Annotated in this window: 31 protein-coding genes; 17 read left to right on the top strand and 14 right to left on the bottom strand. The window is 69.6% G+C overall.

Annotated features, from left to right (window positions below; all coding sequences use genetic code 11):
- Positions 1 to 23: 23 nt before the first annotated feature.
- From Q0812_RS11555 to Q0812_RS11565, 3 genes are read left to right on the top strand one after another with little or no spacing between them, the layout of a single operon-like run.
- Positions 24 to 728 carry a CoA transferase subunit A gene (locus Q0812_RS11555; protein WP_302110653.1) on the top strand — a complete coding sequence of 235 codons (705 nt, stop codon included), beginning with the start codon at positions 24 to 26 and terminating at the stop codon, positions 726 to 728.
- Entirely contained in the window at positions 728 to 916 is a 189-nt protein-coding gene (locus tag Q0812_RS11560; RefSeq protein WP_302110494.1) for a hypothetical protein, read from the top strand. The genes Q0812_RS11555 and Q0812_RS11560 overlap by 1 nt, the downstream gene beginning before the upstream one ends.
- Positions 916 to 1566, top strand: a complete 651-nt coding sequence (locus Q0812_RS11565; protein WP_302110495.1) for a 3-oxoacid CoA-transferase subunit B — start codon at positions 916 to 918, stop codon at positions 1564 to 1566. The genes Q0812_RS11560 and Q0812_RS11565 overlap by 1 nt, the downstream gene beginning before the upstream one ends.
- Here Q0812_RS11565 and Q0812_RS11570 read toward each other — a convergent pair.
- Complete coding sequence (locus Q0812_RS11570; protein ID WP_302110496.1) at positions 1539 to 2522, bottom strand: FAD-dependent oxidoreductase; 984 nt, start codon at positions 2520 to 2522, stop codon at positions 1539 to 1541. The two genes, Q0812_RS11565 and Q0812_RS11570, sit on opposite strands and share 28 nt — an antisense overlap.
- A 347-nt stretch (positions 2523 to 2869) precedes the next feature.
- On the opposite strand from Q0812_RS11570, the gene Q0812_RS11575 reads away from it, so the two are divergent.
- Positions 2870 to 3592, top strand: coding sequence for an FUSC family protein (locus tag Q0812_RS11575; RefSeq protein ID WP_302110497.1), 723 nt, complete (start codon positions 2870 to 2872; stop codon positions 3590 to 3592).
- Here the strand turns inward: Q0812_RS11575 and Q0812_RS11580 are convergent.
- The 6 genes from Q0812_RS11580 to Q0812_RS11605 form a co-directional block, all read right to left on the bottom strand.
- Complete coding sequence (locus Q0812_RS11580; RefSeq protein WP_302110498.1) at positions 3589 to 4215, bottom strand: ABC-type transport auxiliary lipoprotein family protein; 627 nt, start codon at positions 4213 to 4215, stop codon at positions 3589 to 3591. The two genes, Q0812_RS11575 and Q0812_RS11580, sit on opposite strands and share 4 nt — an antisense overlap.
- Positions 4212 to 5147: an MlaD family protein gene (locus Q0812_RS11585; protein WP_302110499.1), complete on the bottom strand. Its 936-nt coding sequence runs from the start codon at positions 5145 to 5147 to the stop codon at positions 4212 to 4214. The genes Q0812_RS11580 and Q0812_RS11585 overlap by 4 nt, the downstream gene beginning before the upstream one ends.
- Positions 5148 to 5963: an ABC transporter ATP-binding protein gene (locus Q0812_RS11590; RefSeq protein ID WP_302110500.1), complete on the bottom strand. Its 816-nt coding sequence runs from the start codon at positions 5961 to 5963 to the stop codon at positions 5148 to 5150.
- Complete coding sequence (locus Q0812_RS11595; RefSeq protein WP_302110501.1) at positions 5960 to 7072, bottom strand: ABC transporter permease; 1113 nt, start codon at positions 7070 to 7072, stop codon at positions 5960 to 5962. Before Q0812_RS11595 ends, Q0812_RS11590 begins: the two co-directional genes overlap by 4 nt.
- Before the next feature lie 86 nt (positions 7073 to 7158).
- Positions 7159 to 8589 (bottom strand): UdgX family uracil-DNA binding protein, encoded by a 1431-nt coding sequence (locus tag Q0812_RS11600; RefSeq protein WP_302110502.1) that lies wholly within the window; start codon positions 8587 to 8589, stop codon positions 7159 to 7161.
- Positions 8589 to 9830: a putative DNA modification/repair radical SAM protein gene (locus tag Q0812_RS11605; RefSeq protein ID WP_302110503.1), complete on the bottom strand. Its 1242-nt coding sequence runs from the start codon at positions 9828 to 9830 to the stop codon at positions 8589 to 8591. Before Q0812_RS11605 ends, Q0812_RS11600 begins: the two co-directional genes overlap by 1 nt.
- Before the next feature lie 128 nt (positions 9831 to 9958).
- Here Q0812_RS11605 and Q0812_RS11610 point away from each other — a divergent pair, with 128 nt between their 5' ends.
- The 3 genes from Q0812_RS11610 to Q0812_RS11620 are packed head-to-tail and all read left to right on the top strand — an operon-like array spanning position 9959 to position 13655.
- On the top strand, positions 9959 to 11035 hold the full coding sequence (locus tag Q0812_RS11610) for an extracellular solute-binding protein (protein WP_302110504.1): 1077 nt from the start codon (positions 9959 to 9961) through the stop codon (positions 11033 to 11035).
- The gene (locus tag Q0812_RS11615; RefSeq protein ID WP_302110505.1) at positions 11032 to 12630 is read left to right on the top strand and encodes an ABC transporter permease; all 1599 of its coding nucleotides are present in this window, start codon (positions 11032 to 11034) and stop codon (positions 12628 to 12630) included. Before Q0812_RS11610 ends, Q0812_RS11615 begins: the two co-directional genes overlap by 4 nt.
- Entirely contained in the window at positions 12627 to 13655 is a 1029-nt protein-coding gene (locus Q0812_RS11620; RefSeq protein ID WP_302110506.1) for an ABC transporter ATP-binding protein, read from the top strand. The genes Q0812_RS11615 and Q0812_RS11620 overlap by 4 nt, the downstream gene beginning before the upstream one ends.
- Here the strand turns inward: Q0812_RS11620 and sciP are convergent.
- The 4 genes from sciP to Q0812_RS11640 form a co-directional block, all read right to left on the bottom strand.
- A complete protein-coding gene (gene sciP, locus Q0812_RS11625; protein ID WP_302110507.1) occupies positions 13652 to 13936 on the bottom strand; it encodes a CtrA inhibitor SciP in 285 nt (94 codons plus the stop codon). The two genes, Q0812_RS11620 and sciP, sit on opposite strands and share 4 nt — an antisense overlap.
- Positions 13937 to 14086: 150 nt before the next feature.
- Positions 14087 to 15541 (bottom strand): flagellar hook protein FlgE, encoded by a 1455-nt coding sequence (gene flgE, locus Q0812_RS11630; protein WP_302110508.1) that lies wholly within the window; start codon positions 15539 to 15541, stop codon positions 14087 to 14089.
- A gap of 13 nt (positions 15542 to 15554) precedes the next feature.
- The gene (locus Q0812_RS11635; protein WP_302110509.1) at positions 15555 to 16286 is read right to left on the bottom strand and encodes a flagellar hook assembly protein FlgD; all 732 of its coding nucleotides are present in this window, start codon (positions 16284 to 16286) and stop codon (positions 15555 to 15557) included.
- Between the two features lie 2 nt (positions 16287 to 16288).
- Complete coding sequence (locus Q0812_RS11640) at positions 16289 to 17683, bottom strand: flagellar hook-length control protein FliK (protein WP_302110510.1); 1395 nt, start codon at positions 17681 to 17683, stop codon at positions 16289 to 16291.
- A 266-nt stretch (positions 17684 to 17949) separates the two neighbouring features.
- On the opposite strand from Q0812_RS11640, the gene Q0812_RS11645 reads away from it, so the two are divergent.
- Both Q0812_RS11645 and Q0812_RS11650 read left to right on the top strand, forming a co-directional pair.
- Entirely contained in the window at positions 17950 to 18651 is a 702-nt protein-coding gene (locus tag Q0812_RS11645) for a flavodoxin family protein (protein WP_302110511.1), read from the top strand.
- Between the two features lie 57 nt (positions 18652 to 18708).
- On the top strand, positions 18709 to 19707 hold the full coding sequence (locus Q0812_RS11650; RefSeq protein WP_302110512.1) for an SDR family oxidoreductase: 999 nt from the start codon (positions 18709 to 18711) through the stop codon (positions 19705 to 19707).
- Here Q0812_RS11650 and Q0812_RS11655 read toward each other — a convergent pair.
- Positions 19704 to 20264 carry a GGDEF domain-containing protein gene (locus Q0812_RS11655; RefSeq protein ID WP_302110513.1) on the bottom strand — a complete coding sequence of 187 codons (561 nt, stop codon included), beginning with the start codon at positions 20262 to 20264 and terminating at the stop codon, positions 19704 to 19706. The two genes, Q0812_RS11650 and Q0812_RS11655, sit on opposite strands and share 4 nt — an antisense overlap.
- Before the next feature lie 82 nt (positions 20265 to 20346).
- Between Q0812_RS11655 and purE the strand changes: the two genes are divergently transcribed.
- From purE to fdxA, 5 genes are read left to right on the top strand one after another with little or no spacing between them, the layout of a single operon-like run.
- On the top strand, positions 20347 to 20838 hold the full coding sequence (purE, locus tag Q0812_RS11660; protein ID WP_302110514.1) for a 5-(carboxyamino)imidazole ribonucleotide mutase: 492 nt from the start codon (positions 20347 to 20349) through the stop codon (positions 20836 to 20838).
- 1 nt (position 20839) lies between these two features.
- Positions 20840 to 21913 (top strand): 5-(carboxyamino)imidazole ribonucleotide synthase, encoded by a 1074-nt coding sequence (locus Q0812_RS11665; protein ID WP_302110515.1) that lies wholly within the window; start codon positions 20840 to 20842, stop codon positions 21911 to 21913.
- Between the two features lie 41 nt (positions 21914 to 21954).
- On the top strand, positions 21955 to 22254 hold the full coding sequence (locus Q0812_RS11670; RefSeq protein WP_302110516.1) for an RNA-binding S4 domain-containing protein: 300 nt from the start codon (positions 21955 to 21957) through the stop codon (positions 22252 to 22254).
- Positions 22251 to 22667 (top strand): nuclear transport factor 2 family protein, encoded by a 417-nt coding sequence (locus tag Q0812_RS11675; protein ID WP_302110517.1) that lies wholly within the window; start codon positions 22251 to 22253, stop codon positions 22665 to 22667. Before Q0812_RS11670 ends, Q0812_RS11675 begins: the two co-directional genes overlap by 4 nt.
- A 48-nt stretch (positions 22668 to 22715) precedes the next feature.
- The gene (gene fdxA, locus Q0812_RS11680) at positions 22716 to 23057 is read left to right on the top strand and encodes a ferredoxin FdxA (RefSeq protein WP_302110518.1); all 342 of its coding nucleotides are present in this window, start codon (positions 22716 to 22718) and stop codon (positions 23055 to 23057) included.
- On the opposite strand, the gene Q0812_RS11685 is transcribed toward fdxA, so the two are convergent.
- Complete coding sequence (locus tag Q0812_RS11685) at positions 23054 to 23353, bottom strand: helix-turn-helix domain-containing protein (RefSeq protein ID WP_302110519.1); 300 nt, start codon at positions 23351 to 23353, stop codon at positions 23054 to 23056. The genes fdxA and Q0812_RS11685 overlap by 4 nt on opposite strands.
- A gap of 70 nt (positions 23354 to 23423) precedes the next feature.
- Between Q0812_RS11685 and Q0812_RS11690 the strand changes: the two genes are divergently transcribed.
- A complete protein-coding gene (locus Q0812_RS11690) occupies positions 23424 to 23789 on the top strand; it encodes a VOC family protein (protein ID WP_302110520.1) in 366 nt (121 codons plus the stop codon).
- Positions 23790 to 24079: 290 nt separating this feature from the next.
- Complete coding sequence (locus Q0812_RS11695) at positions 24080 to 24610, top strand: CarD family transcriptional regulator (protein ID WP_302110521.1); 531 nt, start codon at positions 24080 to 24082, stop codon at positions 24608 to 24610.
- A 108-nt stretch (positions 24611 to 24718) separates the two neighbouring features.
- Here the strand turns inward: Q0812_RS11695 and Q0812_RS11700 are convergent, their stop codons facing one another.
- Positions 24719 to 25162: a DUF3617 family protein gene (locus Q0812_RS11700; protein ID WP_302110522.1), complete on the bottom strand. Its 444-nt coding sequence runs from the start codon at positions 25160 to 25162 to the stop codon at positions 24719 to 24721.
- Positions 25163 to 25340: 178 nt separating this feature from the next.
- Here Q0812_RS11700 and rpmB point away from each other — a divergent pair, with 178 nt between their 5' ends.
- Positions 25341 to 25637: a 50S ribosomal protein L28 gene (gene rpmB / locus Q0812_RS11705; protein ID WP_302110523.1), complete on the top strand. Its 297-nt coding sequence runs from the start codon at positions 25341 to 25343 to the stop codon at positions 25635 to 25637.
- Positions 25638 to 25663 lie beyond the last annotated feature (26 nt).

Consider the following 25663-nt stretch of genomic DNA (forward strand, 5'->3'; position numbering starts at 1 on the left):
ATCACCTGATGAAAGAGACCGCGATGCGGAAGATCTATCCCGGCGCGAAGGAGGCCCTGGACGGCCTGCTCTTCGACGGCATGACCATTATGGCCGGCGGCTTCGGCCTGTGCGGCATCCCGGAGAACCTGATCGCGGCGCTGCGCGACTCGGGCGTGAAGGGGCTGACCGTCATCTCCAACAATGCGGGCGTGGACGGCTTTGGCCTGGGCCAACTGCTGGAGACCCGGCAGATCCGTAAGATGGTTTCCTCCTATGTCGGGGAGAACAAGGAGTTCGAGCGTCAGTACCTAGCCGGGGAGCTGGAGCTGGAGTTCAACCCGCAGGGCACGCTGGCCGAGCGCATCCGCGCGGGCGGGGCGGGCATCCCGGCCTTCTTCACCGCCACCGGCGTCGGCACCCTGGTGGCCGAGGGCAAGGAGGTCCGCGAGTTCGACGGCCGCAAGTATGTGATGGAGACCGGCCTCGTCTCGGACCTGTCCATCGTCAAGGCCTGGAAGGCCGACGAGCGCGGCAACCTGGTGTTCCGCAAGACGGCGCGGAACTTCAATCCGATGATGGCCACGGCCGGCAAGGTCACGGTGGTCGAGGTGGAAGAGATCGTGCCCGTCGGCTCGCTCGACCCCGACCAGATCCATACGCCAGGCATCTATGTGGACCGCCTGATCGTGGGAACCTTCGAAAAGCGCATCGAGCAGCGCACCGTTCGTCAGCGGGAGACGGCGTAATGAGCGAGCCCGCCCCCATCGATCGCGACGAGCTGCTCAAGAAGATCAACGGCAAGCTGGCCTGGATCATCTTCTTCCTGGTGCTGATCACCCTCAACACCTGTTCGCTGGAAGACAGCATCAGCGACGCCGTCCGCGACATGCGCAACGATGACGCGCCTGCCGCCGCCGCCGAGGAGACTGCCTGATGCCCCGCACCCGCGACCAGCTGGCCCAGCGCGCCGCCCAGGAGCTGCAGGACGGCTTCTATGTGAACCTGGGCATCGGCATCCCGACCCTGGTGGCCAACTACATCCCCGAGGGCATGACCGTGACGCTGCAGAGCGAGAACGGCATGCTGGGCATGGGCCCCTTCCCCTATGACGACCAGGTCGATCCCGACCTGATCAACGCCGGCAAGCAGACGATCACCGAGATCCCCGAGAGCGCCTATTTCAGCAGCGCCGACAGCTTCGCCATGATCCGGGGCGGCCACATCAACCTGTCCATCCTGGGCGCCATGGAGGTGGCCGAGAACGGCGACATCGCCAACTGGATGATCCCCGGCAAGCTGGTGAAGGGCATGGGCGGGGCCATGGACCTGGTCGCGGGCGTCAAGCGCGTGGTCGTGGTCATGGAGCACGCCAACAAGCACGGTCAGTCCAAGGTGCTGAAGCGCTGCACTCTGCCCCTGACCGGCACGGGAGTCGTCAGCCGCATCATCACCGACCTGTGCGTCTTCGACGTCAAGCCGGACGGCGCGGGCCTGGAGCTGATCGAACTGGCCGACGGGGTGACGCTCGAAGAGGTCGCCGCCAAGACCGAGGCCGCCTACACCGTTGCGTCCGGCCTGGCCTGACCCGGGAACAGAGTCGCCAGCATGGCCAGGGCCTCTTCGGTCTCGGCCCTGTTCGGCGTCTCGTCGTCGATTCCGTAGCCGACCATTTCGCCCGCGCCGACCGCCTGGATGACCATGCCGTCCGCGCGGGGGACCATGGTGACGCCGTTGTAGTAGAGGCCGTAGGTCACCTCCGGCTGGGGCGCCAGCCAGCCGATCTGACCACGCACCGGCACGATGCTGTGATCGCCGAAGAGGGCGCGGGCGCCATATCCGGTGCAGTTGACGACGACCGGCTCCGGCAGGTCCGCCAACTCCGACGGGCGATGGAACGTGCGTGAGACGATATGGCCGCCCTCCAGCAGAAAGGCCTCGGTCAGCTCGCGCGCATACTCGGCGACGTTGAAAGTCATCTGCGGAAGGAGGCGTGCGGACTCCACCGGGAACGGATGCTCTTCGGGCGACAGCCGCCGGCTATGCGGGCCCAGATCATCGAGCCGCCCCTCGAAGTGCTCGAAGGGGACGTGGCCCGGAGACGGCGGCGGCCCGACGCGCGCCCTCTGACCTTCGGCCGCGCGCAGGTTGTACTGGTTGACGAACCTCACGGGATCGCCGTCGAGGCCCACGAAGGTGCGGTGGACCGCCCACGCGCGGCGAGCCATGGCCTCCCACCGCTCCGGGAAGTCGGGCGGCATCGCGTCCGTGGCGGCGATGCGCGACTCCGGCGACCAGATGCCGGTCGCCCGCGCTGAGGGAGTGAACGGCGTCCGCTCGGCCGCGTAGATGGTCGTGCGCGCCCCGCTTCGCAGGAGCGTCAGGGCCGCCGTCAGCCCCAGGGCGCCGCAGCCGATCACCGCCACGTTCTGGACGCCGCCCCCCAGCGCCAGATCGCGCGCCAGGGTCGCGGAGCCCCAGGATAGGGACCATCCGGCCCCGCCGTGCCCATAGTTGTGCACGACGCGCTTGGCCCCGATCATCTCCGCTTCGATGCGCGGCCCCTGCGCGCGGAAGGGCCTAAGACAGACCGTGATGTGGCTGATCCTGCCCGGGTCGGTCTCCAGGGGCGCAAGAACGGGGCGTTGGAATGCCGGGCGCTGGTGGAGGCTGGACGCCGGGGTCAAACGCGCCGGAGACGTCGAACAGCCGGCGAGGCCAAGGCCGGCCAGACCCCCCAGAAGCAACCGCCGATCCAGTTGAACATCCATCGGCGCCCCCACACGCTTGCCCCCCTGAGCGGGTAGCATCGGGTCGTAAGCGCAGCAATGCGCCGTTGCCGAGCGCCTGAAGTCCGGGTCATAGTTTCCCCTCTGTGAGGGGGCAGACCATGGCTGGGGGTCTTCCCCGGCCGGATTCAGGCCGGGTAGAGGCGATCAGGAGCGGGCTGAAGGGCTCGGAGCGCGATGTGGGCCGCGAGGCCCTGCGCGCGCTGGACACCGCCATGGAGCGGGCCGCAAGGCGTCTGTCCGCGTCGATCAACGTCCATGGCGCCAGGGCGCGCCGCCTGGCTGAGCGTCTGGACCGGCTGGACGCGGCTCAGCTGGAGCCGGGCCGGGGCCTGGGGGCCCTGTTCAACGGCCGCGCGGCACGGCTGAAGGGCCTGAAGGACCGGCTGGCGGGCGCGAGCCGTCTGCTGACCGACGGGGCCGCCGTCCTGTCGGAGCAGGCCGCCGGCGTGCAGGCGCGCCTGGTAGGTCTGGAGGACGCCTATGACGAGGTGCGCGCCTGTCTGATGGAGGCCCTGGCCTGGCGCGAGGCCGCGCCCGCCGAGCGCCGCGACCGCTTCGATCAGGCGTGCCGCCGGGCGCTGCGGCTGCTGACCTGCCTGCGCGGCGCCCAGAACGTCACAGGCCACGCCGAGGCCACGTGCCAGACGGCGCGCGAGGCGCTGGAGGGCTTCGCCCGGGGCTGGCGCGACCTGCTGGCGGATCCGAAGGCCTACGAACAGGCGCGCAGGGCGGCCCTGACCGCCGCGCGGAACGCCGAGCGCGCGCTTGACGGTATGGCTGGGCGAATGTCGGAGCTGCGCGGACGGATCAACGCCCGCTAGCGCGCCGCGCCCGCCGCCCAGGCAGCCATGCGGCCCTGAACCTGATCCACGGCCTGGGCATAGGCCTCGGCGATGGCGGTGACGCGATTGTCCGACGCCCGCACCTCGGCCCGGAAGGTGTCCTCGCCGATGATCGCGCGCTCGGGGAAGCGCAGCAGCCGCCCGCGCGTCTCGACCACCACAGTCGGCGCAGCCTCGTCGCCAGCCAGATAGCGGGTCTCGAACACAGGCACGTCGACGGTCAGCGTCAGGGTGGAGGCCACCAGCTCCTGGCGGTCGACCAGCCGCACACCCCCCTGCTCGGCGAAGGCGCGCTTCAGTCCCTGCATGAACTGAACCTCGGCGGGGCTCACCCAGCGGCTGGCGGCGATATAGGCGGCCTGCCTGCCCGAGGTGGTCAGGATACGATCGGACGCCGCCGCCCGATTGAAGGACACCTGGCCCAGCTGGATCGCCGGGGCTCCGGCCGGAACCGCCGCAGCGGCCTCATCCTCGGCGCCGGTGAAGCTGTAAAGCTGGGCGGGATCGGTCTTTCCGAACAGGGAGATGCAGCCCGGCAGGGCCAGGGCGGCGGCGAGCACACCGGCCAGGGCCAGGCGATGGCGGAAGAGCTGGGGCGTCACGGTTCAACCTCGCGTTCCTGGCCGGGCGGCCTCGAAATCAGTCCCTGGGGACTGGCCTGCACGTCTTCGATCAAACGGTTCAGGGCCTCGGTGGCCTCCTGGAGGGAGCTGATCGCCGCCGTCAGCTGGGGCAGGCCGGTGGAGGCGAAGTCGCCCACCGGGCCGTTCAGCCGCGCCGTCATCTGGCGCACGTCGGCGGCCGCGCCTTCCACCTGGCCGGCGGCCTCGGAAATGCGCTGCACGGCCTGGGCGCCGTCGCCCTCCACAAGACCGCGCGTGCTGGCGGCCAGCTGGCGGAACTCCTGAAGGGTGGCGGTGGCCTCGCGCAGGGCCGCCTCGGCCTCGGCGAACATCTCGCGCCGGGCCGCCAGCTCGCTGGACACCGTCTCGATGTTGTTCAGGGAGGTGGAGAAGGAACGGATATTGTCGTCCGACAGCACGCGGTTGACGCGGTTCAGCGCATCCACCGCCTGGGCCAGCAGCGTTCCCGAGCCGGCCAGCAGTTCCGTGATGGCGCTGCTCTGGCTCTGGATCACAGGAACCGTATCGCCTGGGTAGCGCGACTTCAGCAGCACGTTGCTCTGGCCCGAGGTGATCTGGATGTAGTTCAGCCCGGTGATGCCCTGGGGCTCCAGCTGGGCGCGCGAGTCCACCTTGACCGGCGTGGTGCTGTCCAGGCGCACGCGGGCGATGACCTGGGCCCCGGTCTCGGGATCGAGGGACAGGTCCGTCACCTCGCCCACCTTGATGCCGTTGAACTGCACCTCGGCGCCTTCATTCAGGCCGCGCACCGGCCCCTGGAAGACGATGTCGTAGAGGTCATAGTCCTCGTTGAACTGGAAGGCGCTGAGCCAGACCACGAAGATGGCGGCGGCGACCAGGAGGATCACCGTCGTCAGGCCCACGGCCGCGTAGTGTGCGTTGCGTTCCATCTATCTGCTTGCTCCGGCCGCGGCGGCTCGTCCGCGCGGCCCCAGGAAGTATTCACGGATCCAGGGATGATCCGAGGCCTCAAGCTCCTGCACCGTAGCCTTCTCCACCACGCGCCGGTCGGCCAGCACCGCCACCTTGTCGCAGACAGCGTAAAGCGTATCCAGGTCGTGGGTGATCATGAAGAGGGTCAGGCCCAGGCTCTCGGACAGGCGGCGGATCAGCTCATCAAAGGCCGCGGCGCCGATAGGGTCGAGGCCCGCCGTCGGCTCGTCCAGGAACAGCAGCTCCGGGTCCAGCGCCAGGGCGCGGGCCAGGCCGACGCGCTTGCGCATCCCGCCCGACAACTCCGCCGGCTTCAGGTGGTGGGATTCCGGGCCCAGGCCGACCATGGCGATCTTCATGGCGGCGACCTCATCGACGAAGTCGCGCGTCAGGCCGGTATGCTCGAGCAGCGGCGCGCCGACGTTCTCAAGCACGGTCAGGGACGAGAACAGCGCCCCCTGCTGGAACAGGACGCCGGTGCGGCGCTCAAGCTTGGCGCGCTCGCTCTCGGACAGACCGCGCACGTCCTGGCCGAACAGGAGCACCTCGCCCTCGTCGGCCTGGCGCAGGCCCAGGATGGAGTTGAGCAGCACCGTCTTGCCCGAACCGGAGCCGCCCACCACGCCCAGAATCTCACCGCGCTCGACGGTCAGGTCGAGGTTTTCGTGGATGGTGCGCTCTCCGAAACGGTTGACCAGGCCGCGCACCTCGACCGGCGGCGTGTCGGCGTCCGGGGCCGCGGCGGCGTCCTCGATCCGGGGGGCGGCGCTCATACGCCCGCCTCCAGATAGATCATGGCGAAGATCGCATCGATGACGATGATGGCGAAGATGGCGTGGACCACCGCCGCGGTCACCCGGCGGCCCAAGGACAGCACGTCGCCCCTGACCGCGAAGCCCTGGCGGCAACCGATGGCGGCGATGACCACGGCGAACACCGGCGCCTTGGAGACGCCGACCCAGAAATGCTGGATGGGCACATAGGCCGTCACGCGCTGGAGAAAGAAGGCCGGGCTCAGGTCCAGCTTGGCCCAGGCCACCAGCACCCCGCCCGCCAGGCCCGCCACCATGGCCACGAAGGTGAGCAGCGGCAACATCAGCAGCAGGGACATCAGCCGGGGAATGACCAGGGCCTGGAAGGGGTCAACCCCCATGACCTGCATGGCGTCGACTTCCTGGGTCATCTTCATGGAGCCCAACTCGGCGGCGAAGGCCGAGGCCGAGCGCCCGGCCAGCAGCACCGCGGTGATGACCACGGCGAACTCGCGCAGCACCGATATGGCGATCAGGTCGACCGTGAAGACCGAAGCGCCGAAGTCCGTCAGCAGGTCCGCGCCCAGGAAGGCGATCACCGCCCCGATGAAGAAGTTGGTCACGGCGACGATGGGTATGGCGTCCATGCCGGCCCGCTCGGTCAGGCTGAACCAGGCCGGCCAGCGGATCGTCCTGGGCCGCGACAGAGCCGCGCCCAGGGCCATGACCAGACGACCGATGAAGATCATCGATCCGGTCATCTCTTGGGCGAAGTCGAAGACGCCCTGGCCGATGCGCACCAGCGAGCGGGTGATGGGATCGAGCCTGGGCGGCGGCGGGCCCTTCTCCGGCTCCAGTCCCCGCACGTAGTCGAAGAGGCGCTTGGCCTCGGGCCGGGCGCTCCAGCCCTTTGCCGGCAGGGGCTCATCCGAGGCTCTCAACACCGCCAGAAGGCCTACGGTGTCCACGCCGGCCAGGTCCGACAGGTCGACGGCCGAAAGCTTTCGCCCCTGCAGGGCGCGCGCCAGCCGCCGGGGCGCGCGGCCCAGCGCCGTGGCTGTCCAGTCGCCGGACAGGGCCAGGACGGCCCCGCCCTTAGCTTCGACGATTCGGAAGTCGGCAGCCTGCATAAGGCCTTCATAGCAGAGAGCTTCGCCGTCGCGCAGACGGCCCGGGCCCAGGTGAGCGCCGACGTGGTCGCACGGCAACGCTCGGCTCAGGCGGCTGTTCCCCTGGCCAGCCGTCCGGCCGTGCGCAAATCCTCGACAAAGGCTTTGTAGGCTGCGGCCTTGGCAGTCTCGTCCGGCAGGCGGAGAAGGTAGGAGGGGTGCACCGTCACCAGCCCTTCGGCGCCGTCCTCCAGCGCGAGGGGGCGTCCGCGCACCTTGGTCACGGCGACCGCCTTGCCCAGGACGGCCCGCGCGGCGGTCCCCCCAAGGGCGACGATCACGCGGGGCCGGGCCAGGCGGCGCTCGTGGTCCAGCCACCAGCGGCAGGCCTGTACCTCGCCCGCGTCAGGCGTCTTGTGCAGGCGTCGCTTGCCGCGCAGCTCGTACTTGAAGTGCTTGACCGCGTTGGTGACGTACACGTCGCTACGGTCGATGCCGGCCTCGGCGAGGGCCCGGTCGAACAGCTTGCCCGCCGGACCCACGAAGGGCTTTCCAGACAGGTCCTCCTGGTCGCCCGGCTGCTCGCCGACGAACATCAGACGCGCCTGGGCCGGGCCCTCGCCAGGGACTCCCTGGGTGGCGCCTCGCCAGAGGTCGCATCTGCGGCAGCCGTCCAGCCGGGCGGCGATGTCAGCCAGCGAACCGGGCGCCCTGTCTTCATCCGCAGACCGAGCGGGGACGCGCCGCAGGGCCTTTTCAGCGTAGCGGGCCGGTTCGGTGGGTCCGGCGCGGACCATGGCTCGTTCCCTCTGTTCGGCCTGGGCCATCAGATCTGGAATGAGCCGCGCCTCCGGCAGGTTCCGCCAGTACCGCTTCGGCATCTCGGACTGCATCATGGCGGGTTTCAGCCGGGCGGGATTGAAGGTCGAGGCGTAGTAGGTGGCCCAGAAAACCTCGATCTCATCGCCCTTGGGGGCGTGGGACCTGTCCACGCCGGGGGTGAAGCTCAGCGCCTGCGTGTCCCAGTGGGCGCACAGGTCCGGCGTCAGAATCGAGAAGGCCATGGTGGAAAAGCGCCGGGCGAAGAAGGGCGCGGTCAGCTCCGCCACCCGGTGCGCCGGCTCGAACCAGGCGCAAAAAGCGGTCTCGGCCGCATCGACCGGCCGGAAGCGGACGAAGGCCTTCATCTTGTGGGCGGCGCGGCTGACGTTCTTGGCGCGGTCCAGCGCATCGGCCACGTCGGCGTCCGTCTCATGACGCATCAGGTTCGGTTCGTCCTTCAGCCGCCACAGCAACCGGTAAAGCAGGTCGAAACGATCCTCCTTGCGATGCAGGATCACCCGCTCCGCCAGATCGAGAAAGGCGCGGGGCGCGCTGAACGCCTGACCCTCCGCCGCAGGCAGGGGCGCATCAAAAAGAGCCTGACCGCCGACGCTGAAGGCCGCCTCGTGCGGGGGCGCGCCGGCCAGCCGAAGACGCCGGGCGCCTGCGCGCCAGCCGTCGAAATCCGTCTCGGACGCCAACGAAACGACGTGCATCAGAACAGCGACAGCTGCACCGGCTGGGGCTCGGGCGGCAGCACGCCCTTAAGGTCCACGCGGTCGGTCAGCCCGCCGGGCGACCAGCCGTCCGCCACCACGAAGGGCTTGATCTTCTCGACCGAGCGACAAAGACGCTTGAGATCATCCAGCCCCAGCCGTTTCCAACGCCGCAGCGAGACGATGCGGTTGACGCTCTTCACGCCCAGTCCGGGCACGCGCAACAGCGCCCCCCGCTCGGCCCGGTTCACGTCGACGGGAAAAACATCGCGGCGGGCCAGGGCCCAGGCCAGCTTCGGATCGAGCGCCAGGTCGAGCATGCCGTCCTCGGCGCCCTCGAAGATCTCGCCCGCCTCGAAACCATAGAAACGCATCAGCCAGTCGGCCTGATAAAGCCGATGCTCCCGCATCAGGGGCGGTTTGCTGACCGGCAGGCGGGAACTGGCGTCGGGAATGGGACTGAAGGCCGAATAATACACCCGCTTCAGGCCGTAACCGCCATACAGCGCCGCGCTGCGTCCCACGATCTCGGCGTCCGAGGCTCCGTCCGCCCCCACGATCATCTGCGTGCTCTGGCCGGCGGGCGCATAGCGGGGCGGACGCTTGCGATCCCCTCTGCCGGCGCGGTGCTCATCCAGCTTGAGGCGCACGGCGCCCATGGCCTTCTTGATGACGCCGGCGTCCTTTTCCGGCGCGAACGAGGCCAGGCTCTCCTCACGCGGCAGCTCGATGTTGGCCGACAGGCGATCGGCGTACAGGCCCGCCTCGGTCACCAGGTCGGGCGAGGCCTCGGGGATCAGCTTCAGGTGGATATAGCCGCGAAAGTCGTGGTCCAGCCGCAGCGACTTGGCCACCCGGATCAGGGCCTCCATGGTGTAATCGCTGGAGCGGATGATGCCCGACGACAGGAACAGCCCCTCGATGTAGTTGCGGCGGTAAAAGGCCAGGGTCAGATCGACCACCTCCTTCACCGAGAAGCGCGCCCGCTCCACGTTCGAAGAGACGCGGTTCACGCAGTAGGCGCAGTCATAGACGCAGAAGTTGGTCAGCAGGATCTTCAGCAGCGAGACGCAGCGCCCGTCGGGCGTGTAGGCGTGACAGATGCCCATGCCCTCGGTGGAGCCGATCCCCTTGCCGCCGAGGGAGTCCCGCCTGGATGTGCCCGACGAGGCGCACGAGGCGTCGTACTTGGCCGCGTCGGCCAGAATAGCGAGCTTTTCTTTCAGAGACTTGGCGGCCATGTTCTATCTATGTTCCATACGCGTGAAGGTGGCCAGCGGTTCAGCGCGCGACCTTCCGCCGCGCGAAACTTGCGAAGGGTTCTCAACTGTGCGAGGAGGCGTCGGTCGCGCCCAGGAGTCCCGCCCCCATGCCCCTCGCCCGCCTGTTCAATCGCCGCCTGACGATCGGCCTGGGCCTGGCCGCGATGTTGAGCCTGCCACTGGCCGCCTGTCAGGGCGAGGACGGAAAGCGGGACGACGCGCCGGCCGACGCGGGCGTGGTCAACCTCTACACCGCTCGGCACTACGACTCGGATCTTCAGGTCTACGAGGCCTTCACCGAGGCCACCGGCATCCGCGTGCGCCGCATCGAGATGCCCGCCAGTGAGATGATCGAACGGTTGCGCGCCGAAGGCGACGCCAGCCCCGCCGACGTGATCGTCATCGCCGACGCCGGCGCCATGGGCCGCGCCGCCGAGGCCGGTCTGCTACAGCCGGCGGCCTCCGACGACCTGGTCAGCCGCGTGCCGCAGAACTTCCGCGATCCGCAGAACCGTTGGTTCGGCTTCACCCGCCGCGCCCGCGTGGTCGCCTATGACTCGGCCAAGGTGCGTCCCGAAGAGATCGACACCTACGAAGAGCTGGCCTCGCCCCGCTTCCGCGGCAAGCTGTGCGTGCGCAACTCGGACAACCCCTACAACATCTCGCTGCTGTCAGCCCTGATCGAGCATTGGGGCCCCGAGCGCGCGACGGAATGGGCCCGCGGCGTCGTCGCCAACATGGCCCGCCCGCCCCAGGGCGGCGACACCGACCAGATCCGCGCGGTCGGCGCGGGCCAGTGCGAGGTGGCCATCACCAACAGCTATTACTTCCTGCGCATGGCGGGCTCCGAAAACGCGGCCGACCGCGAGATCATGCAGGGTGTAAGGCTGGGCTTCCCCAGCCTGGATGGGCGGGGATCGCACAACAACGTCTCGGCCGCCGGCCTGGCCGCCAACGCGCCGAACCGGGCCAACGCCATCCGCTTCATGGAATTCCTTACCGAAGCTCAGGCCCAGGGCGTCTTCGCCGAGGTGACGAACGAGTTCCCGACAGCCGAGGGCGCGGCGGTTCCGGAGCGCATGCGCGACTACGCCGCCCGGCCGGTCGATCCCCTGCCCATGAGCGCCTACGGGCCGCGCCAGGCCGAGGCCCAGCGCATCTTTGAGGCCGTCGGCTGGCGGTGAGCCTGCCGCTCCGCGCCCGAAGCGACCGGAGGGGCCCGAGCCCCCTGGCCTGGGCCGCCCTGCTCGCCGCCCTGGTGGCGATCGCGCCGCTGGCCGCCGCCGTCATGACCGCCCTGCAGCCGGGGGCCCACAGCCTGACCGCGCCGACCTTTCTGAGGTATGCGGGCGCCTCGGCGGCGTTGGCCGCCATGGTGGCAGTGGGCGCCACCGTGCTGGGCGCGGCGGCCGGCGTGCTGGTCGGACTGCATCGCTTCCCGGGACGAGGCTTGATGGCGTGGCTTCTGGCGGCGCCCCTGGCCGCCCCCACCTTCGTGCTGGCCTACGGCTACGCCGACCTGTTCGACGTCGCCGGACCGATCCAGTCGTCGCTGCGCGGTGCGCTGGGGGTCAGCCCCGACCTGAACGTGCGCAGCCTTTGGGGCGCGGGCCTGATCCTGTCCCTGGCCTTTTACCCCTACGTCTACCTGACCGTGCGCGCGGCTCTGGCGCACCAGTCCGCCAGCACCCTGGAGGCGGCGCGCACCCTCGGCGCCACGCGCGCCCAGACCCTGCGGCGGATCATCCTGCCCCTCTTGCGGCCGGCTCTCGCGGCGGGCGCCGCCCTGGCCGTCATGGAGACGCTGGCTGACTACGGCGCCGTTTCCTTCCTCGGTGTGCAGACCCTGACCACGGGCGTGGTGCGGGCCTGGAGCGTGTTCGGATCGACCGCCGAGGCGGCCCGGCTGGCCCTGCCGCTGGTGGGGGCCGCCGCCGTGCTCTTGTGGATCGAACGCCGCAGTCGCCAGGGCCGGGTATCCGACGCCGCCAGGGCGAAGGCGACGCCGCTCGCGCTCGAACCCCTGGGCGGATGGCGCGGCCTGGCCGCCCTTGTCTTCTGCGTGGGGCTCATCGGCCTCGGCCTGGCCTTGCCGCTAGGCTGGCTGGCGCATCAGGGCCTGAGCGTCGAGCCCGATACGGCCGCCCTGGTCAGGGCCGGCCGCAATGTCCTGATCCTGGCCGTTCTGGGCGGCGCCCTCACCCTGGGCCTGGCCACGGCCCTGGCCCTGGGCGGGCGCAGGACGCCGTTTCTGACGCGGCTTGCGGGCCTGGGCTATGCGACCCCCGGCGCGGTCATGGCGGTGGGCCTGCTGGCGCCGGCCGGATTCCTCTGGCGCGGGGTCGAGGGCGCCGCGCAAGGATTGGGCGCCGGCGTGCTGCTGCTGGTGCTGGCCTACGCCTCGCGTCTGACCGCCGCGGCCCTTGAACCCATCGGCGCCGGGCTGGAGCGCGTCACCCCCGCCATGGCCCACGCCGCCCGCAGCCTGGGCGAGAGCGAAACCGGCGCGGCCCTGCGGGTCGAGCTGCCGATGGCGCGCGGCGCCCTTCTCACGGCGGCCCTTCTGGTGTTCATCGACATCCTCAAGGAGCTGCCCGCCACCGTCATGCTGCGCCCCTTCGGCTTCGACACCCTGGCCGTGATCGCCGACCGCTACGCCAAGGACGAGCGCCTGGCCCAGGCGGCGTGGCCGTCGCTGCTGATCGTGCTGATCGCCGCCCCTGTGGTGATCTGGTTGAACCGGCAGGTGAGCCGCACGGCGCGAGGCGTCACGCAATGACCGCCGAGGTCCACATCGACCAGGTCCGCAAGGCCTATGGATCGCGGCTGGCCGTGGCCGACGCCTCGCAGAGCCTGGCGCCGGGCGCCGTCACCTGCCTCCTGGGTCCGTCCGGCTGCGGCAAGTCCACCCTGCTGCGCCTGATCGCCGGGCTTGAGCGGCTGGACAGCGGTCGCATCACCATGGGCGGCCGGACGCTGTCGGGCGCGGGCGTCCACGTGCCGGTCGAACGACGCCGGATCGGCCTGGTGTTCCAGGACTTCGCCCTCTTCCCTCACCTGACCCTGTTGCAGAACGTGGCCTTCGGCCTGGGCGGACTTGCGCGAGCCGAACGCCGCGCCCGCGCCCTTGAACTGCTGGAACGGGTGCATCTGGCCGACCGGGCGAACGCCTATCCGCACGTGCTGTCCGGCGGCGAGCAGCAACGCGTCGCCCTGGCCCGCGCCCTGGCCCCCCGGCCTGAAGCCGTGCTGCTGGACGAGCCCTTCTCCGGACTGGACGGCGCGCTTCGAGAAACCGTGCGCCGCGCCGCGCTCGAGCTGATCCGCGAGACCGGCGCCGCCTGCCTGCTGGTGACGCACGACGTGGACGAGGCGCTGATGGCCGCCGACGCTCTGGCCGTCATGCATCAGGGGCGGATCCTCCAGACCGGCGCCCCTCAGGACGTCTATCAGCGGCCCACCTCGGCGGAGGCGGCGCGGCTGCTCGGGCCGATCAATCTGATTCCAGCCCGGATCGCGGACGGCGTGGCGTTCACCGCCGTCGGAGAATTTCCCGCGTCCGGCGCCCCGGCGGGGGCCGGCAGGCTGGGGGTCCGGCCCGAGGACGTGGCCCTGACCACCGGCAATGCGCTGAGGGTCCGTTCAGTCCGCTTCGCCGGCGGGCGCTGGACCGTTGAGCTGACCGGGCCAGACGGGCTGGAACTGCGCGCCTCGGTCACGGGAACGCCGCCACGCGAAGGCGAAACGGCCGGGATCCGCCTGGACCCCGGCCGCCTATCCGTCTTCGGTTCGGAGAAGAATTAGTCGCGGTACTGCTGGATGCGGGTCGTGCGCAGGCCCTGCATGCCCCAGCGGTCGATGGCCTTTTGCCAAGCCAGGAATTCTTCAGCCGTCAGGCGATAGCGCTCGCAGGCGTCTTCCAGCGTCAGGAGACCCCCGCGCACGGCGGCGACCACCTCGGCCTTGCGCCGGATCACCCACCGCTCCGTATTGGGCGGGGGCAGATCATTCAGCGTCAGTGCGTTTCCTGTCGGACCCACGATATACTTCTCGCCTCTGCTGTTTACGCGTTGCTCTTGCAGCATGGGCTTAGGCCTCTCTCACCACCATCTTGGCGCAAGCATAGCCATCCGCCCCTAAAAGCCGCTTAAATCCCGTGGTGAAGGAAGACTGAATCATGACAGCCCCCAATCATGGTAAATCAGGAATTAAGCGCCCCCGTTAGTATGGTTAATCTATCGTTTCACCCGGATCAGCTCCTCGAGCATTTCGTCCGCCGTAGTGATGATCTTGGATGAGGCGGAATAGGCGCGCTGGGTCGTGATCAGGCCGGTGAACTCGGCCGACAGGTCGACCGTCGAGGCCTCCAGCTGGGACGGTGCGATGAAGCCCGAACCGCCTGAACCCGGCGCCTTGAGGTTGTAGGTGCCGGAGCCCTGGCTCACCCGGTAGGCGTTTCCCGACACCGAGGTCAGGTTGTCCGGGCTGGGGAAGGTGGCGATGGCGATCTGGCCGATGCGGCGGGTGACGCCGTTGTCGAAGATGGCGGCGACGTTGCCCAGTTCGTCGATCTCGATGTTGGTCAGGTTGCCGAAGGCGGTGCCGTTGGTGATCACGGCCTGGACCACCGACTGGCTGTCGTACTGGGTCAGCCCCCCGGCCGCTGCGGTCAGGTCGAAGGTGATCTGCTGATCATCCACACCCAGCCCCCCAGCCCAGTTGACCTGGCCCGCGCCCGGCGCCGCGGCGTCAGAGGCGCCGAAGGTCAGGCTGGCCTGGGAAGGATCAGGGAACAGGGCCACGCCGGGCGCCATGGCCTGCATGGCGGCCACGTCCAGGCGTCCGTCCTGGGTGAAGGCCACAAGGCCCGAACGGATCTGCCCGGGGGCGAGGCCCGCGCCGGTCACTACGTCCGACGCCGGAATGGCGCGGATCTCCGCGTACCACTGGTTCGGCACGTCGCTCTTCAGCAGGGCGATGGACAGGGTGCGCTTGCCGCCCTTGGAATCGGAGACGGGCACCTGCAGCTCGAAGTCGGGCTTGACCCCGGCGCCGGTATCGGGGTCCCACGCCGACATGGAGTTGGTCAGCGCGTTGTAGGCGTTGGGACCGGGAGGAACCAACGCCGCGTCGGCCGCCTCGGGCGAGATGGCCTGGGATGACCGCAGGTTGGCGTTAATCTGGGCCCGGGTCGTCGGCTCGGCCGCGCCTCCCACCGCGCCCACATTGATCGAGCCCAGACGGCTGAGGTCGGAGGGGTCGGCGCTGACTTCCCCCTCTGCGTCCACCGGCCAGCCCTGCAGATAGAAGCCGGCGCTGTTGCGCAGATAGCCGAGGGTGTCGATCTGGAACGAGCCGGCGCGGGTGAACAGCCGCGCATCCGTGGCCTGCAGGTTCTCCGGCCGTTCGGTGACGACGAAGAAGCCCTGCCCGTCGATCCCCAGGTCCGTGCTGCGGCCGGTGCGCTGCAGCAGGCCCTCGGCGGAGATGAAGTGGCGCGTGTTGGCCTTGACCCCGCCGGCGCTGTACCCGCCGGCCGAGGAGCCGGTGACGATGGTCTGGAAGTCGGTCTGGCTGCGCTTGTAGCCGACCGTATTCACGTTCGAGATGTTGTCCGAGATGGCCGCGAGGGCCGCGGAGTTGGCGGTGAGGCCGGAGACGCCGGCCAGCATGGCGCTGTTGATGCTCATGGCGATACGCTCCTTACGAGAACAGTTTCATGGGGTTGAGGCGGGCCAGGATGCTGTCCGCCTCGTCCCCGGTCGGGGCCGGGGCGGCGGCGGGCTGGGCCACGCTGATGATCTGACTGAGCGGTAGGACCGAGCCGCCCACGGTGACGTAGGGCTGGCCGTCATAAAGCTCGACGGCGGTCACGCGGCCGCGGATCAGCACCTGGGAATCCACGGGCGCGCCGCCCGCGGCCGCCGCGCTGATGCGCAGGGTGTAGACGCCGCCATCGGCCAGCTGGTCACCGGCGCTGTTGCGCCCGTCCCAGGTGAAGTCGTGGACGCCCTCGCCCAGTTCGGGGGCCGCGCCCCTCCAGACGACCTCGCCCTGCCCGTTGAGGATTTCGAGGGTGGCGCCTTCGGCCTGGCGCGCCAGTTCGTAGGACCAGGTCGCCTGGCCGTCCTGGAGGCGCACGGCGGCGCCGGCGGCGGTGACTTCCTTGCCGATATACTGGACCGCCCCGTTCAGACCGGTGGCGGAGGCGCCGACCAGGCCGGTCAGCAGTTCGTTGGTCAGGATCTGCTGCTCGACGCCCGCCATCTGCACCAGCTGGGCGGTGAAAGCGTTGGAATCGACCGGCGAGAGCGGATCCTGGTTCTTCAGCTGCGCCGTCAGCAGCTGCAGGAAGGTCTCGTAGTTCTGGGCCAGGCTGGCCCGTCCGGTGACGGTGGACTGCTGGGCCTGGTTGAGGGAGACGCCGTCGACCATGGTCAGATCCTTACGTCCACGCCGGATCGGGCGTTGAATGTCAGCCGCTGCATGGGGGCCTCCGCCGCCTCGGTCAGGCGCTCGCCGGCGTCAAAGGCATGGGCCGCGCGTCGCCCGCCGCGGCTGTCCTGGTCGCCCCGCTCGGCGAAGCTGAAGGCATCGTCGGCCAGCTGGAACCCGGCCTGCTGCAGGTCGCGGCGCAGCTCATCCACCCGTCCGCGCATCTCGGCGGCGGCGGCCGGATTGTCGAAAGCCAGGCGCGCCTGCAGACGCCCCTCGGCGTCGATGTCGAGCTTCACGTCCACCTGGCCCAGATCGGCCGGGTGGAGCTCCATCTGGAAGCGCGAGACCTGGCCCTCCAGGCGACGCAGAATCTGCGCCGAGACCTGCGCGAGAACATCGGCGGCCGCCACGGCGTGGGCCGCGTGGACGGTCGGCTGGAAGGCGGCGCCCGTCAGGGACGCGGTCGCAGCGGCGCTCTGCGGCAAGGACGCCATGAGCGCGTCGTCCGCGGCGGCGCCCGGAACTTCAGCCGTCTGAGACGCCTCGGCGCGGGCGGCGGTCTGTGCCTGAGCCTGGGTCTGAGCGTGGGCGGCGACGGCGGTCTGGGCGGCCATCGGATGGGCGGCGCCCCCCTGTATCGACGCCGCCGCCGGCGAGGTCGGGGTCAGGGGCGCGGTGGGCGGGCGGGTCTCAGCCGTGTCCGCCCCCTCGTCCTGCATCTGCAAGGCCATGGCGCTGAGGGCGGCCAGGCCCTCGGTCGCGCCCTGAGTCTGGAACTGAGCCTGGGGCTGAGCTTGGGCCTGCGCCTGGCCCGCGGGCGCCGCCGCAAGGGGCGGGGAGCCGGGGGTCTGGGGCGTGGAGAGCTGGGCCACGCCGGGGGCCTGCGGCGCCGCATCGGCGATCGTAGCGACCGGCGCGGCCACGGCTGATGCGGGCGTGGAGGTCTGTGAAGCAGCGGCGGCCGCCGTCGGCGGGGCGGCCTGGGCCGGCGCCGTCTGGGGCGTGGATCCGACCAGGGCGGCCGTGAGGGGCGTCGTCTCGGCGGACGGGTCCGGACCCGACGCTGGCGCGGCCGGCTCACCGGGAGCGGCGGGAGCGGCGCTCGTCAAGGGCTGCGGCTGGATCAGCCGCCCAGGACGGGTCGGCGTCGCGAGGGCCGCCGCCTGCACCGGCCCATCATTGGCGGCCTCCGGCGCGGCGGACATGGGCCGCGACAGCCGCCCGGCCGGGCGCGCGCCGCCTTGCACGACTGGAGCCGCCGCTTCATCCGGGGCTCCGCCGCCACCCAGGCTGGCCAGCAACTGCTCAAAGCCGCCCAGACGCGCCGGCGCGCCCTGGCCCTGGGGGGCCGGACGGGGCTCAAGGGCCGCGATGGACAGCTCGGCAGGCGACATGGTGCGCGCGGGTTCCACGAAGGGAGAGTGGGGCGGCGCGTTTTGCACCCGGTCGTGGGAAGCGCCGCAGCAAGGCCTGGGCCATCGGCTAGTCCATTATTATTGCGGGACTTTCTCGCGCCTCATCGCGCTCAAGGTAGGAGCGCCGGTCCGAATCTGCCGCGCGCGGACGACCCTTTTTTGCCGGGCGAAGAACCGCGTCTGAGCCATTCGGGAGCCGGGGCGTTCCCTCGGACGGTCCCGCAGACGAACCTCAGGAGGGCGCCATGGCCCACGACCGGCTTTCGGCCCTGTTCATCAACTGCACGCTCAAGCCCAGCCCTCAGACCTCGAATACCGACGGGCTGATGGACGTCGTCCGTGCGGTCATGGAGACGCAGGGCGTGACCGTCGAGACCGTTCGGGCGGTCGACCACGACATCGCCCCGGGCGTCCAGACCGACATGCGCGAACACGGCTTCGAGCGCGACGACTGGCCTATGATCCAGCAGAAGGTGCTGGACGCCGACATCCTGGTCATCGGCACGCCGATCTGGTGCGGAGAGAAGTCCTCGGTCTGCACGCGGGTGATTGAACGGCTCTACGGCTGGTCCGGCGAGCTGAACGACAAGGGGCAGTCGATCTTCTACGGCCGCGCGGCGGGGTGCGTGGTCACCGGCAATGAGGACGGCGCCAAGCACTGCGCCATGAACCTGATCTACTCGCTACAGCACATCGGCTTCTGCATCCCGCCCCAGTCGGACTGCGCCTGGGTGGGCGAGGCGGGTCCCGGCCCCTCCTACTGCGACGACGGCTCTGGCGGCCCCGAGAACGACTTCACCCAGCGCAACGCCGTCTTCATGGCCTGGAACCTGATGCACATGGCCAAGCTGCTGAAGGCGGCGGGCGGCTTTCCCAACGAGGGCAACGACCGTCGCGCCTGGAAGGCGGGCGCGCGCTTCGGTCACCCCAATCCCGAATACCGCTGACGGAACGGCCCGGCGCCGCCGCGGGTTAGCGAGGCGAACCCTGAAGGAGCCGCCGCCATGGCCGACCGCCGCCACGCCGACAACGCCACACCCGACGCCGATGAGAAGGCGGTCGTCGAGCGCCAGCGCGACATCCAGCGGCCCATCGACCGCTCAGACCGGAAACAGGACGAGGACGGCGGTTCCGGCGCCATGCAGGCGGGCGCGCGCAAGTACCCCGAACCGCCCTTTCCCGAGCAGCATCAAGCCAAGCCAGGCCTTGAGGCCAGGTTGAAGCCCGAACCCCTCTATGACGCCCCGCACTGGAAGGGGTCGGGCAAGCTGGAGGGCATGGCGGCCCTGATCACCGGCGCCGATTCCGGCATCGGGCGGGCCGTAGCGGTGCTGTTCGCGCGCGAGGGCTGCGACGTGGCCATCGCCTATCTGTCCTCGGAGGAGGACGCCAAGACCACCAAGGCCGCCGTGGAGAAAGAAGGGCGCAAGGCCATCCTGCTCGCCGGCGACATCGCCGATCCGGCCTTCGCCAAGGAAGCGGTCAAGCAGACACTGGACGCCTTCGGGCGGCTGGACGTGCTGGTCAACAACGCCGCCTATCAGCAGCACGTGGGCGACCTGATGGAGCTGAGCGAGGATCAGTTCGATCTGACCATGAAGACCAACCTCTACGGCATGTTCCACATGATCAAGGCGGCTCTGCCGCACATGAAGCCAGGCTCGTCCATCATCAACACCGGCTCGATCACCGGCATCGACGGCAATAAGCAGCTCCTGGATTATTCCCTGACCAAGGGCGGCATCCACGCCTTTACGCGCGCCCTGTCAGGCTCGCTGCTGGAGAAGGGAATTCGCGTGAACTGCGTGGCGCCGGGGCCGGTCTGGACCCCCCTGAACCCCGCCGATCGCGACCCCGAGGGCGTCTCCGAGTTCGGCTCCAGCGCCAAGATGAAACGTCCGGCTCAACCCGAGGAGCTGGCGCCGGCCTATGTCTTCCTGGCCTCGCCCCAGTCGGGCAGCTACATCACCGGCGAGATCCTGCCCGTCATCGGTGGGTACTAGCGCTCGCGCTTCCTGACCCACATGGCGGCGTCGGCTTCGGCCAACCAGTCCTGGGGGGCCGCCTGGCCAGTGAAGGCGCGCACCCCGAAGGAGCCGCCCAGCGGGCGCCGCTCGCCCTCCCACTCGAAACCCTCATCGCCGAGAGCGCGGGCCAGGGCTTCGGCCTTGGCCCTGGCGGCCGCCTGATCGGCGTTCAGCAGCAGCACAGCGAACTCGTCGCCGCCCAGGCGCGCGACGCTGTCGCTTTCGCGCAGATTGGCCTCGAGCAGACGCGCCACACCGATCAGGGCCGCGTCCCCGGCCGCGTGGCCCAGGCCGTCGTTGATGGTCTTGAAGCCGTCGAGGTCCAGATAGAGCAGCGCCGCCGGCACGCCATGACGTCGGGCATAGGCCATGCCTGCCGACAGGGCCTGGTCAAAGCCGCGCCGGTTCAGCACACCGGTCAGGGCGTCGCGGTCGGCCAGCCGCTCGGCCGCTTCGGCGCGGGCGCGCCAAGCCTGCAGCTCGGCCGCCAGCCGTTCGATCTCGGCCTTCAGGGTCTCGGCGGAATCGCTCACGGGACCAGAGTAGACGGCGCGGTTGCGAGCGCAACGCGGGCGCCTATACTCCGCGCCTTTCCGAAAGGGGCCCCTCCGCGTCATGGCAGACCAAAGCGCCCGGGTGGCGATCATCATGGGCAGCCGCTCGGACTGGCCGACCATGCAGGCCGCCGCCCATGTGCTGGATGAGCTGGGGGTCGCCTATGAGGCGCGGGTCGTCTCGGCCCACCGCACGCCCCAGCGCATGTACGACTTCGCCGCGGGGGCCAGGGACGAGGGCTTCCAGGTCATCATCGCCGGCGCGGGCGGGGCGGCCCACCTGCCGGGCATGACCGCCTCCATGACCGACCTGCCGGTGCTGGGCGTGCCGGTGGAGTCCAAGCTGCAGAACGGCCTTGATTCCCTGCTGTCCATCGTCCAGATGCCCGGCGGCGTCCCGGTGGGCACCCTGGCCGTGGGCAAGGCCGGGGCCAAGAACGCCGGCCTGATGGCCGCGCGCATCCTGGCCCTGGCGGACGCGGACCTGGCCCGCAGGCTGGCTGACTGGCGCTCGGCCCAGTCCGACGCCATCCCCGAGAGCGTCGAAGACTGACGTGACGCCCCTTCCGCCTGGCTCCACCATCGGCATCCTCGGCGGCGGTCAGCTGGGCCGCATGCTGTCTCAGGCCGCCGCGCGCCTGGGCTTCGATGTCTGCATCCTCGATCCCCAGGAAAACAGCCCGGCGGGGCGCGTCTCCAAGGGCCAGATCGTCGCCGCCTACGACAATCCCACGGCGCTGGATGTGCTGGGCAAGGCCTGCGACGCGGTCACCTTCGAGTTCGAGAACGTGCCGGCCGCCTCGGTGGAGCGCCTGCAGAAGACTGGCGCGCGGGTGGCGCCGGGCGCCCTGGCCCTGGCCACGGCCCAGGACCGTCTCGAAGAGAAGACCTTCCTCAACAGGGTTGGGGCGCCGACCGTGCGCTTCCTGCCCGTCGACACGGCCGAGCAGGCGCGTGAGGCGGCCCAGCGGCTGGGCGTTCCGTCCCTGCTCAAGACCCGGCGAGAGGGCTATGACGGCAAGGGCCAGGTCTGGGTGCGCAGCGTCGCGGGCGCGGGCCGCGCCTTCCGTCAGCTGGGCGAACGACCCGCCATCCTGGAGGCCGCCGCGCCCTTTACGCGTGAACTGTCGGTGATCGCGGCGCGCGGCTGGGACGGTCGCACGGCCGTCTATCCGATCGGCGAGAACCGCCACGGCGGCGGCATCCTGCGCTCGACCCTTGCGCCCGCCGATATCGATGAGCGTCTCGAACGCCGCGCCCGCATCATCGCCCGGCGCATCCTCAAGGGCCTCGACTACGTCGGCGTGCTGGGCGTCGAGCTCTTCGAGCTGGAGAATGGCCGCCTGCTGGTCAACGAGATCGCCCCGCGCGTCCACAACACCGGCCACTGGACCCAGGACGGATGCGACTGCGATCAGTTCGAACAGCATATCCGCGCCGTGGCCGGATGGCCGCTGGGCCCCACCGCGGCCCACGCCCGCGTCGAGATGAGCAACCTGCTCGGCGAGGATGTGGATCGCTGGGAGAAGCTGGCCGGCCTGACCGATGTGCGCGTCCACCTCTACGGCAAGGGCGAGGCCCGCCCCGGCCGCAAGATGGGTCACGTGAACCGCATACTGGAGCGCTAGCGGCTCTGGCGCGCGCCCGCCGAGGCGCGCATGGTGCGTCCATGAGCCCCTCGCCGCCCGCCGAGACCTGTCGCATCGACGTCTGGCTGTGGCGCGCTCGCTTCTTCAAGACCCGCGCCGAGGCGGCTCGCTTCGTGGAGACCGCGCGCCCTCGGCGCCTCCGCCATGGATCCGAAGCCCGGCTCGACAAGCCCAGCCGCTCGGTTCAGCCCCAGGACCGCCTCGTCTTCGCGCGCGCCGGTCGGCTGATCGACGTGCAGGTGATCGCCTGTGGCGTCCGGCGGGGCCCGCCCGCCGAGGCGCGGGCGCTGTACCTGTCCACTGAGGAGCCGACGGCATGATCGCCTTGCTCACCGCAGCCTTGGCGCTGGCGACCCCCGCCGACGAAGCAGCCATCGCCGAGCTTGAGCGCGCTTGGCACGGCGCCGCCGACGCCGCGTGGATGGAGGCCCATCTGGCCGAGGACTTCCTGCGGCCGATGCCAAGCGGTCAGATCTGGGACCGGGCGCGTCAGATCGAGCACGTCCGCCGTCTGCCGGCGGCGCCGCCGCTGAGGGTGTCCGTCGAACCGCTGCGCATCCGCATCGCCGGCGAGAGCGCCCAGGCCATAGGCGAAGCCAGCCTGATCGACGCCGAAGGGCGCGTATTGGATCGGAACGCCTTCGTTGATCTCTACATCAAGGTGGAAGGCCGCTGGCGCCTATTAGCCGCGCACCGCAGCCAGGTCCGCCCGGTTGACAACGGCGCCCCTTGAGCCCAAGTCCGCCCCCGGTTTCTCTCCCCGTCCCCTGATCGTCCCCCGATGACCTACATCGTCACCGACGCCTGCGTGCGCTGCAAGTTCATGGACTGCGTCGAGGTATGTCCGGTGGACTGCTTCTACGAGGGCGAGAACTTCCTGGTCATCAACCCGGACGAATGCATCGACTGCGGGGTGTGCGAGCCCGAATGCCCGGTCGACGCCATCAAGCCCGACACCGAGGACGAGCCCGACGGCAAGTGGCTGCAGATCAACGCCTCCTTCGCCAAGGTCTGGCCCAATATCACCGTGAAGGGCGAGCCGCCCGCGGACGCCGAGCAGTTCGAGCGCGAGACGGGTAAGTTCGAGAAGTACTTTTCCGAGAAGCCTGGGAAAGGCTCTTAATCTGCCCATCGCCGCCAAGGCGTAAGCGGCTGGTATCTGCGAACCTCGGTCGGCGCGCCCGGCTCTATCGCGACTAGCTGGCGCCGATGCAGGTGGGCGATGGCGGTCTGCACCGTCCGGCGCGCCAGCCCGGTGCGGGCGGCCAGATCCGCATAGCTGAGCGCCACGCGCCCGCCGTCTCCCGCGGACCAGATCGCCAGATAGACCACATAGGCGGCCGGCGTTCGATCATGGCCGATGAGGTCGGCCATGAGCCCTTCCAGCATAGGGCGATGCAGGGTCACTGTATCCTTCATTGCCATAGCAATAACGCCTCTGGTGGACTCCGGCGAGCCCCCTTGGCTACCACCGCGCTCGGAGGCCGAAATGATCAACCGTCTCAAGTTCGCATCCATTCCCACGCACGATCAGGACGCCGCCCTCCGCTTCTGGGTCGACAAGGTGGGCTTTCGGGTGATCACAGATCAGCCGATGGGGGGCGGCAAGCGCTGGATCGAATTGGGCATCGGCAACGCCGAGACCCGCATCGTGCTGTTCACCCCCGAAGGGCATGAGGATCGCGTCGGCTCATTCTTCAACGGCTCTTTCGCCTGCGATGACGTCGAGCACACCTGGCGTAAGCTGTCGGAACGAGGGGTCGAGTTTGAAGGGCCGCCCCAGAAGCAGCCCTGGGGCACGTTCGCCACGTTCCGCGACCCGGATGGAAATACGTTCGTCCTGTCCAGCCGCTGAGCGAGCCCGTCGTCGCGCTTCGCGATCATTCGCCTGCGGTTGGTTTTTCCGCTTTTCTGTGATACATTCGCAACCTGGATGGGCGGTCGTGAACTTCGCGGGCCGCCCGATTTCGTGAAAAGAACCGTCCCTCGAAAGGAACGGCTTTCGGCAAGGTTGGGTTGTCTCCTGTTCCCGATGCGGTGATCGGCGTCCGGCGGACCTGAAAAGGGCCGCCCCGGCGACACGGCTCGCGGTCTTCGGTCCGCGGGGGAAGGCGGCGCTGACCTTGCAGCACAAGAGGATTTGGAATGACGAGCAAGAGCGGGCTTGAGTTCAAGGTCGGGGATCATGTGGTCTATCCGGCGCATGGCGTCGGCACCGTGGCCGCCATCGAGACCCAGGAAGTCGCCGGCATGGCGCTGGAGGTCTATGTGGTGACCTTCGCCCACGAGAAGATGACGCTGCGCGTTCCGACCAAGAAGGCCAAGACCGCCGGCCTGCGCTCGCTCGCCGCCGAGGACGTGGTGGGCAAGGCCCTGACCACGCTGAAGGGCCGCGCCCGGGTGAAGCGCACCATGTGGAGCCGCCGCGCCCAGGAATACGAAGCCAAGATCAACTCTGGCGACCTGATCTCCATCGCCGAGGTGGTCCGCGACCTGCACCGCGCCGACAACCAGCCGGAGCAGTCCTATTCGGAGCGCCAGCTGTATGAATCGGCCCTGGACCGCATGGCCCGTGAAGTCGCCGCCATCGAGCGCATCGACCGCGACGCCGCCGTGGCCATTCTGACCAAGTCGCTGAGCAAGCAGCCCCAGCCCCAGGCCGCCGCTGCCGCCTGACGGGCGCGTTCAGCTTCAGACAAGAAAACGCCCGGCCGCATCGCGACCGGGCGTTTTTCTTTTGAGCTCAGCCCGAAAGGACCAGCCGACGGTCAGCCACCGCCCGCTCTACGGGCACTCGGCGCTGATGCGGCGGGCGCGGATGCTGCCCGTGGGCGCGATGGGCACACCGCCGATGGAGGTGCGCAGATTGCCCGACAGCTGGAAGGTGGTCGGCGTATAGGTCCCAGAGACCGACACATCGACGGTGCGGCCGCGCTTGTCCCGGCACTGGCCGACGAAGCGGGCCCGGCCATTGGCCACCTCGCGCGTCGGATAGGTGCAGGTGTAGTGGCGGTTGCTGGGTCCCGAGAAGAAGCGCTCGATCTCATGGGCGCGGACGCACCGGCGTTCGGTGTCGCTGTCGCTGATCGGACCAAGCGCGATGCGGCTGGAGCTTTCCCAATAGCCGGGCAGGATGGGGGTCGACTCCTGCGCCTGGGTCACGGCGCCGGCCAGCAGGACGGGCGCGGCGAACACCAGGGCGCGGCGAAGGGTGCGATTCAGGTTCATAGCGGCATCATAGCTGGGATTTGTGAACGGCGCCTGCAAGCGGGGCCTTCCAGTCCGGCCTTTCCGCGCCTTGACGCCGAAGGGCCGTTCGGCCTATATCGCCGCTCCCGCGCGGGCTGATCAGGCCTGCGCGTTTGCATTTTATCGCGCCAGGCGGCGCGCATGAAGGATCAAGACGATGTCGCGTCGTTGCGAACTCACCGGTGTCGGCCCGATGGTTGGCCACAAGGTGAGCCACTCCAACATCAAGACCAAGCGCCGGTTCCTGCCCTCGCTGCGCGCCACCGCGCTGCAGTCCGAGGCCCTGGGCCAGAGCTACCGCCTGCGCGTGTCGAACGCCGCGCTGCGCACCCTGGATTTCAAGGGCGGCCTGGACGCCTTCCTCGTCAAGGCTGACGAGGCGGTGCTGTCGCCCCGCGCGCTCAAGCTGAAGCGTCAGATCAAGGCCAAGCTGGCCGAGACCGCCGCGGCCTGATCACCGCAGATCTCTGAATGTCGAAA

The sequence above is a fragment of the Peiella sedimenti genome, assembly GCF_030504955.1.
Classification (GTDB): Bacteria; Pseudomonadota; Alphaproteobacteria; order Caulobacterales; family Caulobacteraceae; genus Brevundimonas; species Brevundimonas sedimenti.

Coding starts and splice junctions, on each gene's coding strand:
- Q0812_RS11685 (WP_302110519.1), bottom strand. CDS start 23,353: ATGAAGGATACAGTGACCCTGCATCGCCCTATGCTGGAAGGGCTCATG.
- Q0812_RS11675 (WP_302110517.1), top strand. CDS start 22,251: ATGATCGCCTTGCTCACCGCAGCCTTGGCGCTGGCGACCCCCGCCGAC.
- Q0812_RS11585 (WP_302110499.1), bottom strand. CDS start 5,147: ATGGAACGCAACGCACACTACGCGGCCGTGGGCCTGACGACGGTGATC.
- Q0812_RS11555 (WP_302110653.1), top strand. CDS start 24: ATGCGGAAGATCTATCCCGGCGCGAAGGAGGCCCTGGACGGCCTGCTC.
- Q0812_RS11590 (WP_302110500.1), bottom strand. CDS start 5,963: ATGAGCGCCGCCCCCCGGATCGAGGACGCCGCCGCGGCCCCGGACGCC.
- rpmB (WP_302110523.1), top strand. CDS start 25,341: ATGTCGCGTCGTTGCGAACTCACCGGTGTCGGCCCGATGGTTGGCCAC.
- Q0812_RS11595 (WP_302110501.1), bottom strand. CDS start 7,072: ATGCAGGCTGCCGACTTCCGAATCGTCGAAGCTAAGGGCGGGGCCGTC.
- Q0812_RS11650 (WP_302110512.1), top strand. CDS start 18,709: ATGGCCGACCGCCGCCACGCCGACAACGCCACACCCGACGCCGATGAG.
- Q0812_RS11605 (WP_302110503.1), bottom strand. CDS start 9,830: ATGGCCGCCAAGTCTCTGAAAGAAAAGCTCGCTATTCTGGCCGACGCG.
- Q0812_RS11690 (WP_302110520.1), top strand. CDS start 23,424: ATGATCAACCGTCTCAAGTTCGCATCCATTCCCACGCACGATCAGGAC.
- Q0812_RS11670 (WP_302110516.1), top strand. CDS start 21,955: ATGAGCCCCTCGCCGCCCGCCGAGACCTGTCGCATCGACGTCTGGCTG.
- Q0812_RS11700 (WP_302110522.1), bottom strand. CDS start 25,162: ATGAACCTGAATCGCACCCTTCGCCGCGCCCTGGTGTTCGCCGCGCCC.
- Q0812_RS11570 (WP_302110496.1), bottom strand. CDS start 2,522: ATGATCGGGGCCAAGCGCGTCGTGCACAACTATGGGCACGGCGGGGCC.
- purE (WP_302110514.1), top strand. CDS start 20,347: ATGGCAGACCAAAGCGCCCGGGTGGCGATCATCATGGGCAGCCGCTCG.
- Q0812_RS11600 (WP_302110502.1), bottom strand. CDS start 8,589: ATGCACGTCGTTTCGTTGGCGTCCGAGACGGATTTCGACGGCTGGCGC.
- Q0812_RS11695 (WP_302110521.1), top strand. CDS start 24,080: ATGACGAGCAAGAGCGGGCTTGAGTTCAAGGTCGGGGATCATGTGGTC.
- flgE (WP_302110508.1), bottom strand. CDS start 15,541: ATGAGCATCAACAGCGCCATGCTGGCCGGCGTCTCCGGCCTCACCGCC.
- fdxA (WP_302110518.1), top strand. CDS start 22,716: ATGACCTACATCGTCACCGACGCCTGCGTGCGCTGCAAGTTCATGGAC.
- Q0812_RS11645 (WP_302110511.1), top strand. CDS start 17,950: ATGGCCCACGACCGGCTTTCGGCCCTGTTCATCAACTGCACGCTCAAG.
- Q0812_RS11640 (WP_302110510.1), bottom strand. CDS start 17,683: ATGTCGCCTGCCGAGCTGTCCATCGCGGCCCTTGAGCCCCGTCCGGCC.
- Q0812_RS11560 (WP_302110494.1), top strand. CDS start 728: ATGAGCGAGCCCGCCCCCATCGATCGCGACGAGCTGCTCAAGAAGATC.
- Q0812_RS11575 (WP_302110497.1), top strand. CDS start 2,870: ATGGCTGGGGGTCTTCCCCGGCCGGATTCAGGCCGGGTAGAGGCGATC.
- sciP (WP_302110507.1), bottom strand. CDS start 13,936: ATGCTGCAAGAGCAACGCGTAAACAGCAGAGGCGAGAAGTATATCGTG.
- Q0812_RS11610 (WP_302110504.1), top strand. CDS start 9,959: ATGCCCCTCGCCCGCCTGTTCAATCGCCGCCTGACGATCGGCCTGGGC.
- Q0812_RS11565 (WP_302110495.1), top strand. CDS start 916: ATGCCCCGCACCCGCGACCAGCTGGCCCAGCGCGCCGCCCAGGAGCTG.
- Q0812_RS11635 (WP_302110509.1), bottom strand. CDS start 16,286: ATGGTCGACGGCGTCTCCCTCAACCAGGCCCAGCAGTCCACCGTCACC.
- Q0812_RS11620 (WP_302110506.1), top strand. CDS start 12,627: ATGACCGCCGAGGTCCACATCGACCAGGTCCGCAAGGCCTATGGATCG.